Source organism: Candidatus Bipolaricaulota bacterium, assembly GCA_021159055.1.
Taxonomy (GTDB): Bacteria; Bipolaricaulota; Bipolaricaulia; order UBA7950; family UBA9294; genus S016-54.
In genome coordinates, this window is sequence record JAGGSO010000111.1 from 1 (window position 1) to 8,784 (window position 8,784).

The 8,784-nt window shown below is 62.4% G+C and carries 7 protein-coding genes; all 7 read left to right on the forward strand.

The features are described 5' to 3' along the window. Positions 1-86 precede the first annotated feature (86 nt). Positions 87-665: a PKD domain-containing protein gene (locus tag J7J55_05775; GenBank protein MCD6142208.1), complete on the forward strand. Its 579-nt coding sequence runs from the start codon at positions 87-89 to the stop codon at positions 663-665. Beyond that, complete coding sequence (locus J7J55_05780; protein ID MCD6142209.1) at positions 649-1,878, forward strand: DNA helicase UvrD; 1,230 nt, start codon at positions 649-651, stop codon at positions 1,876-1,878. The genes J7J55_05775 and J7J55_05780 overlap by 17 nt, the downstream gene beginning before the upstream one ends. A 578-nt stretch (positions 1,879-2,456) precedes the next feature. After that, complete coding sequence (locus tag J7J55_05785) at positions 2,457-3,602, forward strand: M20 family metallopeptidase (protein ID MCD6142210.1); 1,146 nt, start codon at positions 2,457-2,459, stop codon at positions 3,600-3,602. Positions 3,603-3,694: 92 nt separating this feature from the next. Next, the gene (gene arcC / locus J7J55_05790) at positions 3,695-4,651 is read left to right on the forward strand and encodes a carbamate kinase (GenBank protein ID MCD6142211.1); all 957 of its coding nucleotides are present in this window, start codon (positions 3,695-3,697) and stop codon (positions 4,649-4,651) included. A 15-nt stretch (positions 4,652-4,666) separates the two neighbouring features. Then, entirely contained in the window at positions 4,667-5,704 is a 1,038-nt protein-coding gene (locus J7J55_05795; protein ID MCD6142212.1) for an N-acetylornithine carbamoyltransferase, read from the forward strand. Positions 5,705-5,713: 9 nt separating this feature from the next. After that, complete coding sequence (locus J7J55_05800; GenBank protein ID MCD6142213.1) at positions 5,714-6,739, forward strand: ornithine carbamoyltransferase; 1,026 nt, start codon at positions 5,714-5,716, stop codon at positions 6,737-6,739. Positions 6,740-6,741: 2 nt separating this feature from the next. Then, positions 6,742-8,784, forward strand: a 2,043-nt coding sequence (locus J7J55_05805) for a xanthine dehydrogenase family protein (GenBank protein MCD6142214.1), incomplete at its 3' end; no start/stop codon positions are given.

An 8,784-nucleotide genomic window follows, 5' to 3' on the forward strand; every position in this document is an offset into this window, starting at 1 on the left:
CGACTCTCTGCATTAAGTTGTCCATCAGCGGTGCGATGTTCTCCCTCTTTCACTTGCTAGTTTATATTACCGGCTGCTTTGGTCCGGTGGTACGGCCAACCGCTGATTTCACGTGGTGCCCGGATGGAAGCCAAGGGAAGCTCGACTATAACTTCTTCGATCACTCGACCACCGTCCCTGGTCACTACATCACCGCGCTCTCCTGGGACTTCGGGGATGGGTCACCGCCGCAGGAGGGCTACGGGATGGTCTCCCATCGCTTCCCGCACGAGGGAACGTACCACGTCACCCTCGTCGTTACCGACGACCGCGGGGTGGCGAGCACGGTGACCAAGGAGGTCCTGGTGCAGTCCCCGGCGGTGATCCGGGAGTGGAACCTCACCCTCGGCTGGCCAGCGACCGTGACCGGCGAGGTCGTCAACCGCTCCGATCGCACTCTGGATTCCGTGGTCATCAAAGCGAAGTTCTACAGCGCCGACAACGTCCGCCTGACCGAGGGGACGGCCGAGATCCTCGAACTGGAGCCGGGAGAAGTCGCCCTGTTCTCGATCGAAGCACCGGAGTACACGGCGCGGATATTCTACGCCAAGGTGTTTGTGGATTCGTTCACCGTCGATTGTCAGGAAGAGCCGTACCCACAACGATCCGATGAGACTGATAGCTGATCTTCACATCCATTCGCACTACTCGCGGGCGACGAGCCCGCAGACCGACCTTCCCAACCTCGCTCATTGGGCCAAGGTGAAGGGGATCGACGTGTTGGGGACGGGCGACTTTACCCATCCCCGCTGGTTCGCCGAGCTCAAGGCCAACCTCGTCCCGGAGGGAAACGGCCTCTACACCTACGCCGGGGTGCGGTTCATGCTCACCGCCGAGCTGTCGGCGATCTGGTCGCAGGGGGGAAAGGTGCGCAAGGTACACCTGTTGATCCTTGCTCCGTCGCTGGAGGCGGTCGCCCGGATCAACCAGGAGCTGGGGAGGATCGGAAACCTCGCTGCTGATGGCCGGCCAACGTTCGGAAGCTCGGCGATCAACCTGGTTGAGATAATCTGGAGCGCAGCTCCGGACGCGGTCGTGATCCCGGCGCACGCCTGGACTCCGTGGTTCTCGGTGTTCGGATCGCGGTCGGGGTTCGATACGCTTGCGGAGTGCTTCGGGCAGTACACCGAGCGGATATTCGCGATCGAGACGGGGCTGTCAAGCGATCCGCCGATGAACTGGCGCCTGTCCGCCCTCGACTCGATCACCCTGATCTCTAATTCCGATGCTCATTCCCCGGCGAAACTCGGCCGCGAGGCGACCCTGTTCGATCTGCCTGCCCCAAGCTATGCTGGGATGATCGATGCGATGCGCTCGCGCGACCCAAAGCGGTTCCTGGGGACGATCGAGTTCTTCCCCGAGGAGGGGAAGTATCACTACGACGGGCACCGCGCCTGCGGGGTCGTCCTCCCCCCGCGCGAGGCGATCAAGCGCGGCAACCGCTGCCCTGTCTGCGGGAAACCGCTCACCGTCGGGGTGATGCACCGGGTGGAGGACCTTGCCGATCGTCCTCCTGATGATCTTCCGACCGACCGGCCGCCGTTCCGCAGTCTCGTCCCTCTTCCCGAGATCATCGCTCAAGCGCTGGGGACCGGGGTGAACACCAAGGGGGTCTCTCAGGAGTACGACCGGCTGATCAAGCGGTTCGGTTCCGAGTTCCGCATCCTGCTCGATCTTCCGGAGGAAGAGCTCGCTTCCGGCGTCCCCGCGCGCATCCTCGACGGGATCAGGAAGGTACGGCGGCGGGAGCTCGTGATCGAACCGGGCTACGACGGGGTGTACGGGACCGTGAAGATCCCGATCGAGGCAGAAGAGCCGAAACAGCTCAAGCTGTTCTGATAATTTTAGATAGTACTCCATTTAGTGTACCCGGGTGGCATGATAGCTTTCCATCAGGGCGGCGACCATGTTTTCCCGGGGCACACGTAACCGAACGCTACTTTTTTGCTTAGTAACGTTCTCCTGGCGCACCAAGATCCGTCCCTTGACGCGGATTAGTTGTAATGCTATCATACAGCTTAGCTGAATGTCAGACTGACATAGAAGGAGTGGTTGATGCCTTTTCGGGTACAGCTCCAGGAAGTTACCGATGTGCTCACTCTTTCAGCCCCGCAAGGGTTGGGCCACTTATGGAAAGGTAAACTTTCGTATCTTATCGGGGTAATATTGCTTTCAATCCACAAATTAGGTCCATGCATTATGTGTCCGGGCAGTTCTCTCCTTGCTTCGGTGGCGCTTCAATGCTAATGAGCTTCTGGTAAGCATAATGTCAACCTACGTGGCGATCGCGGTTATGAACTTCATTGTCCGAAGACCTCCTGAATACACGGCTCCACTGGGAGTTCATTCTGATCCGGGTGATAGGTTCCTTGCCTGCGCAATTCTGTGGCAACTTCAAAGGGTGTGGATGGTGTGTGATGCTAGAGATTAGTGCAACGGCAATGAGGGAGGTTGTCGAACTCACCCGTGAACTCATTCGCATTCCGAGCATGAATCCGCCGGGGGGAGAGGATCAGATCGCCGATTTCGTCCAAGGAATTCTCGAAGATGCCGGAATCGACTCTGCCCGCATTCCCCTCGAGGAGGGGCGAAGCTCGGTCGTGGCGCGGATCCCTGGTAAAAATTCAGGCTCGGTCGTCCTGTGCGGCCACCTCGACACGGTGCGCGCCGATGAGCGCGAGTGGTCTCATTCCCCGTTCGCCGCCGAACTGGAGGGAGATCGGATCTACGGGCTGGGAGCGGCAGACATGAAGAGCGGTGTTGCGGTGATCCTCCAGATCGCGCGGGAGCTCGCACGGCAGGGAATCACCCCGAAGCAGGACATCGTTCTAGCTCTTACCGCAGATGAGGAGCACGCCTACCGCGGCGCAGCGACGGTCGCCGAATCGGGCCTGATCGACGACGCCCGCTTCCTGTTCATCCTCGAGCCGACCGGGGGAAAGGGATACATCGGGCAGAAGGGAGAGCTGTGGGTCGAGGCGCGGTTCACCGGAAGAGCGGCGCACGGCTCGGTCCCCGAGCTGGGAATAAACGCGATCCTGCCTGCGGCCCGGTTCGCGCTCAGGCTGCGGGAGGAGGCGGAAGGCTGGGAGGCCGTCCCGGGGCGCGGCCGCACCACGCTCAACGTCGGCGAGCTCCACGGCGGGGTACAGGTGAACATCGTCCCGGCGGAAGCGCGGGTGCGGATCGACTCGCGCACGGTATCACAACAAGCACGCGACGAGGTGATGCGCGCGGTCGAGCAGTTGGGGCACGAAGCAGTGCATGAGTACGGGGGGAAATTCTCGACGGAGATCCTGAACGACAAGGCTCCGATCGTCTCCGATCCTGCTGATCCGTGGGTGAAACGCTTCCTGCGCGCGGTCTATCCCGAAGCGGAAGTCAGCCCGGAGATCGCACCGTACTCGACTGATGCGGTTGCGATCGTCCCCGTGCTCGGGATACCGGTCGGGATATACGGTCCGGGCTCGATCGCCCAGGCGCATCAGCCGGATGAGTACGTGGAGATCAGCTCGATCCGCGCCGCACTTGAGACGTTGGCGCGGTTCGTGGAGGCGGAATGAAATCGGCTGTAGTTGGGATGTCAAATGACCCGGAATCGGTTATCATTTTACATCCTGTGCGATAAGCTATAAATTAAAAGAAAGGTGATCAAATGACAAATGAGAAGAAAGTGACGGTGATCGCCCTCGGAGGGAACGCCATCCTCCAGCCGGGGCAGAAGGGGACGTTCGAAGAGCAGATGGCGAACGTCGAGACGACCTGCAGGCAGCTGACGCAGATGGTCCTCTCCGGAAAGTACAAGCTCGTGATCACGCACGGGAACGGCCCGCAGGTGGGGAACATCCTCTTGCAGAACGAGACGGCGAAGGACGTCGCCGCGCCGATGCCGCTCTACGTCTGCGGCGCGGAATCGCAGGGGCTGATCGGGTACATGATCCAGCAGTCGCTCCATAACCTCCTTCAGGAGGTGGGGAAGGGTGATATCCCGGTCGCCACCGTCGTGACCCAGGTGGTGGTCGATGAGAACGACCCGGCGTTCCAGAATCCGAGCAAGCCGGTCGGTCCGTTCTACTCCGAGGAGGAGGCGAAGCGCCTGGCCGCGGAGAAGGGATACGTCGTCAAAGAAGACGCCGGCCGCGGTTGGCGTCGGGTCGTACCTTCCCCTGATCCGATCGAGATCTTCGAGAAGGAGGCGATCCGCCAGCTGATCGCCGCCCGCTCGATCGTGATCGCCTCCGGCGGGGGCGGGATCCCGGTCGTCAAGAAGGACGGAAAACTCGCCGGGGTCGATGCGGTGATCGACAAGGACCTCGCCGGCGAGCGGCTCGCGGTCGATGTCGAGGCGAAGATCTTTCTCATCTTGACCGATGTCGATGAAGTGAAGCTGAACTACAAGACCCCGCAGGAGCGGGGGATCTCCCACATGACGGTCGAGGAGGCGAAGCGCTACCGCGAGGAAGGCCACTTCGCCAAGGGATCGATGGAGCCGAAGGTGCGCGCCGCGATCCGATTCATCGAGGCCGGTGGGGAGCGAGCGATCATCACCTCCCTCGGAAAGGCGATGGAGGCCCTCGAGGGCAAAGCAGGAACGACGATAACCAAAAACTAACTTTAGGAGGTTCACATGTCTAGTACCAGTTTACGCGGACGGGATTTCCTCACCTGGCTCGACTTCACGCGGGACGAGATCGAGGCGATGCTCGACACCGCTCACGAGCTGAAGCGAAAGCAGATCCGGCGCGAGCCGCATCGGATCCTCGACGGCCAGACGCTGTTCATGCTGTTCTACAACGCGTCGCTGCGCACGCGCAACTCGTTCGAGGCCGGGATGACCCAGCTCGGCGGTCACGCCCACTTCCTCCAGCCAGGGGCGGTGTACACCCCGGCGCTCAAGGGAGAGGAGATCGCGTACAAGACCGAGCGGATCAGTGATGTAGCGCGCGTCCTCGCCGAGATGGGCGACGCGATTGCGATCCGGATCTACGGGAAGCACACCGGTTGGCAGTACGGGAAGGGCCATCTGATCATCCAGGAGTTCGCCAAATGGGCACGCATCCCGGTGATCAACATGGAGGACGACATGTACCACCCGTGCCAGGCCCTCGCCGACGTGATGACGATGCAGGAGAAGCTCGGCCACAACCTGCAGGGCAAGAAGTTCGTGATGAGCTGGGCGTACTCCGGCTCGGTGGAGAAGCCGCTTGCGGTACCGCAGTCGGCGATCATCTCCGCGGCGATGATGGGAATGGACGTGACCCTCGCCCATCCTAAAGGGCTCGACCTCGATCCCAAGGTGCTCGAAGCGACGAAGAATCTGGCCAAGAAAAACGGCGGCAAGTTCCAGATCGTGCACGACATGAACGAGGCGTTCAAGGACGCCGACGTCGTCTACCCGAAGGCGTGGACGGTCCAGCCGACCGACGGCTCCGGCCCGATGGATCCGGAGAAGGCCAAGGCGATCTTCGAAGCGAACAAGGACTGGATCACGACCAAGGAGAAGATGGAGCTGACCAACGACGCCATCTACATGCACTGCCTCCCGGCCGACCGCGACATGGAGGTCACCGACGAGGTGATCGACGGGCCGAACTCGGTGATCATCGAGGAGGCGGGGAACCGCCTGCACGGGCAGAAGGGGATGATGGCCCTGATCATGGGCTAAGGAGGGACCATGAGTTGGTTCGATTTACGGGGTAGAGACTTGATCAGCGAGGTCGACTGGACGAAGGAAGAGTACGACATCGCGATGAAGCTGACCGATCAGCTGAAAGGGCTCTATTACAGTCGCAAGCCCCATCCGTACCTCGAGTACAAGACGTTCGCCATGCTCTTCTTCGCCGGTTCGACGCGGACGCGCATGTCGTTTGAGACGGCGATGACCCAGCTCGGCGGTCACTCCCAGTTCATCAACCCGAAGACCCTGCGCCTGTCCCTTGAGGACAAGCCCGGCGCTGGGGAGACGGTGAAGGACACCGCCAAGGCGATGTCCCGGTTCTGCGACGGGATCGGGATCAGGCTGTTGGACGATGCCATCAAATACTACGGCCATGGCGACGAGGTGATGCGCAAATTCGCCGAGTACGCCGACGTGCCGATCATCAACATGGCATCGGACATCAACCACCCGTGCCAGTCGCTCACTGACATCTACACGATGCACGAGAAGCTCGACGGTTCGGTGAAGGGGAAGAAGATCGTCATCACCTGGGCGTACACCCCGTGGGTCCGCGGCCGCTGCTCGGTGCAGGGGACGGCCCTGATCTCGGCGATGTACGGGATGGACGTGGTCATCGCCAACCCGCCCGAGTACGACCTCGACCCGAACGTGATGAACCAGTGCCGGGAGCTCGCGAGCAAGTCGGGCGGATCGTTCGAGATCGTGCACGACATGGACAAGGCGCTCGACGGGGCGACGGTCGTGTTCCCGCGCAACTGGTTCACCGGCCGCCGCTACGAGATCGGCAAGGAAGAGGAGCTGAAGCTCGCCCAGAAGTACCAGGACTGGCGCTACACCGTGGAGCGGCAGAAGAAGCTCACCAACCCGGGCTATCTCCTCCAGTGCATGCCGATCGACCGCGGGAACGAGGCCGACCCCGAGGTGTGCGACAACGAGCTCTCCTGGATCTACGACCAGGCGGAGAACCGGTTGCACACCCAGAAGGCGATCCTTACACTTGTCATGGGAGGTCGACTCTAGGGTTGGAAGAGAAACTCAAGTTGGGCGGCTGGATCGGAGCATCGATCGACCGCCCGGACGCGATAGACAAGGTCCGGGGAGAGGCGAGGTACGTCGATGACCTCGCCCTCCCCGGCATGCTTTACGGTGCTGTAATCAGAAGTGAGCACCCGCACGCCCGGATCAACGGGATCGATCTTTCCGCGGTGGAGGAAAATCCCGACGTGGTATGTACGGTTGTCGCAGACGACGTGCCGGGTGAGAACGTGGTGCACGTGATCTACGACGATCAGCCGGCGCTGGCTAAGGAAATCGTCCGCTACGCCGGCGAGCCGATCGCGCTCGTTGCTGCCCGAACGCGTGCCGCGGCACGAGAGGCGGCGAAGCGGGCGCGGATAGACTACGACCCCCTTCCCGTCGTCTCTGATCCGCTGGAGGCGGTAAAGCCCGACGCCCCCCAGGTCGCGGTTCCTGAGGCGGTGGAGGAAGGGCCGAACGTGTTCAATCACATGCGCGTGCGCAAAGGGGATGTAGAGGATGGCTTTGCCCAGGCGGATGTGATTGTCGAAGGGGAGTACCGCACCGGCTACCAGGAGCACGCCTACCTCGAGACGCAGGGGGCGCTCGCCGTCCCCGAGGAGAACGGGGTGATGGCGATCTACGGGACGATGCAGTGCCCGTTCTACGTGCAGGGGGCAGTGGCGCGGGTGCTCGGGCTTCCGCTGTCCAAGGTGCGGGTGGTGCAGACCACGACCGGGGGCGGATTCGGGGGAAAAGAGGACGTCCCCTCTCTCATCGCCTCGTTGGCCGCGCTCATGGCGTGGAAGGCGCGCCGCCCGGTGAAGCTCGTCCTCGAGCGGAATGAAGACCTGTTGACGACGAGCAAGCGCCATCCATCGATCGTGCGCTACAAGACCGGGGCGAAGAAGGACGGGACGATCACCGCGGTCGAGGTCGACTTCATCTACAACGCCGGTGCGTACCAGACCCTCTCCTCCGCGGTTCTGTGGCGCGGGCTCGTCCACGCAGCCGGGCCGTACCGGATCCCGAACGTCAAGGTCGACGCGCGCTCGGTCGCCACCAACACCGTCCCCTGCGGCGCGTTCCGCGGGTTCGGAAGCCCGCAGGTGATCTTCGCCCACGAGTCGCAGATGGACAAGCTCGCCGAGAAACTCGGGATCGACCGGCTGGAGATCAGGCGCAAAAACGCGTTGCGCGTCGGGGACGAGACCTCGACCGGACAGGTCTTGAACGAAAGCGTCGGGATCCTGGCAGCGATCGAGCGGGCCGGAGAGCTCGCAGGTTGGAAAGAAAGACTGAGGCGGGTCGAGGAGTTCAACGCGACACACCGCGACCGTCGCCGCGGCCTTGGGATCTCGAGCATCATGTACGGGGTTGGGCTTGGAGGCAAATCGCCGTTCCTCGACAAGGCCGGAGCGTACATGAAGCTCGAGGCGGACGGCTCGGTCACCGTGGCAATCGGTACGGTCGAGATGGGGCAGGGGCTGATCACCGCCCTCACCCAGATCGCGGCCGAGGCGCTCGGGATCCCGGCCGAGCGGATCCAGCTCGCTCCGGTCGACTCCTCCCGCGTCCCCGACTCCGGCCCGACCGTGGCCTCGCGCGGGACGATGATGAGCGGCCTGGCGATCGTCGACGCCGCGCGCAAGCTGCGGGAAAGGATCGATGCTGTCGCTGCTGACCTCGGGATCCCGAAGGACGAGATCGGGGAGAATCTGGGAAGGATCGCGGGTGAGTTCTGGATGCGCAACCTCGACCCGGCGGTCGAGGGCTGGGGAAGGACCCCGCCGGTCGACTGGGACCAGGAGACAGGGCTTGGGAAGGCGTACATGGTCTACGCCTACGCCTCCCACATCGCCGAGGTGGAGGTCGACCTCGTCACCGGTGAGACCTCGGTCGTGGACTACGTCGCGGTGCACGACTCAGGGAGGATCATCAACCGCCGCCTCGCCGAGGGGCAGGTCGAGGGCGGTGTCGCCCAAGGGCTCGGGTTCGCGCTGATGGAAGAGATCGTCGAGAAGGACGGCAAACTCTTGGCGAACGGG

Bases quoted from the DNA above. Each gene is read 5' to 3' on its own strand.
- arcC (MCD6142211.1), top strand. From the start codon at position 3,695: ATGACAAATGAGAAGAAAGTGACGGTGATCGCCCTCGGAGGGAACGCC.
- J7J55_05795 (MCD6142212.1), top strand. From the start codon at position 4,667: ATGTCTAGTACCAGTTTACGCGGACGGGATTTCCTCACCTGGCTCGAC.
- J7J55_05780 (MCD6142209.1), top strand. From the start codon at position 649: ATGAGACTGATAGCTGATCTTCACATCCATTCGCACTACTCGCGGGCG.
- J7J55_05785 (MCD6142210.1), top strand. From the start codon at position 2,457: ATGCTAGAGATTAGTGCAACGGCAATGAGGGAGGTTGTCGAACTCACC.
- J7J55_05800 (MCD6142213.1), top strand. From the start codon at position 5,714: ATGAGTTGGTTCGATTTACGGGGTAGAGACTTGATCAGCGAGGTCGAC.